The sequence below is a fragment of the Streptomyces sp. NPDC059534 genome (assembly GCF_042743475.1).
GTDB lineage: Bacteria > Actinomycetota > Actinomycetes > Streptomycetales > Streptomycetaceae > Streptomyces.
This window is the reverse complement of record NZ_JBHWAQ010000153.1, coordinates 1-1,127: the sequence shown is the minus strand read 5'-3', so window position 1 is coordinate 1,127 and position 1,127 is coordinate 1. Positions and strand designations below refer to the sequence as shown.

At 66.1% G+C, this 1,127-nt stretch carries 1 protein-coding gene; it reads left to right on the top strand.

The genetic code is table 11. The features are described from left to right. Positions 1-677: 677 nt before the first annotated feature. Positions 678-1,127: recombinase family protein (locus ACFVZH_RS40445; RefSeq protein ID WP_384905654.1), on the top strand; the 450-nt coding region annotated here is incomplete at its 3' end.

Sequence of the window (1,127 nt, the reverse complement as noted above, 5' to 3'; positions counted from 1 at the left end):
CGGACGACGGCCTGGTTGTGGTTCGTCCCGAGACCACGACGGACGACGGCCTGGTTGGTAAGAGTCATGACAATCCTCTGCAGAAAAATGAATGGTGTTGCCGACGCTCTGGTCCTGCCATCTCATGCGCGCGAGGCAGCACCTGTGCATGATCGACAGACTCTCTGGCCAAGGCGGGGTCTGGATGAGTATCGGACGCTCAAATTCCGGTCCTCGGCGCCCGGTGTGGATGTCTGGGCTGTAGGCGGACGCGGCCGAAGAGCAGCTCACAAGGCCAGGGCCCACAGCACGCGACGTCGGTTGACTGCTGGGACCGCGGCGGCCCTGATACCCCGATGGAGCCAGGTATGCACCAGCCCAAGGCGTCAATCGTTCTTCGGCTGTGTACGGGAAGGCGGTCTTCGCAGGCTTTGGCAGGGACTCTCCGTAGCCGCCCCGCCGGGGCGCGTCGACACGTCGTTTCATGGGTGGCCGCTCATGAAACACTCCACCGCCCGGCGGTCCACCTGCGGCGATCATGTTTCATGAGTTGTTGCAAACGAGTGGACGTCTGAAACGCCTTCATGAAACAGTCCGGGGTCGTGAGCGATGACTTCAAGCGCGTGGAATCGCACGACTGCCCGATGTCCACCTGCGCAGCCCCTGCAGGTTCCCCGTGCCGTACCGGCAAGGGGAAGGTGGCCGTCCAGTACCACACCGCCCGCTTCCGCCTCGTGCCCCAACTTGCCAAGGCGCTCAGCGTGCCGGCCCCCGCCGTACGCAAGCCGGGCTCGGTGTGGACCGAGCTGCCCCGGACCGTGAGCGCCGGCGCCGAACCGGTCGGGCACGTCCGCCTCGGGTACGCCCGCGCCTCGACCGCCCGGCAGTCCCTCGACGCACAGCTCGACTCCCTCGCCGAGGCTGGGGTGACGCGCGTCTTCTCGGAGAAGATCTCCACCCGTGCTGCCAAGCGCCCCGAGCTGAAGGCTGCCGTGAAGCTCGCCGGGGAGATCCGTTCCTCCGGCGTCGCCATCACCCTCGTCGTCCACGAGCACAAACGGCTGGGACGCGGCATCGAACTCGCCATGCTGGCCGAAGAGCTGAAGGCGAGTGATGTCGGCCTGGAGTTCCTCACCGGTGAGCTGAAG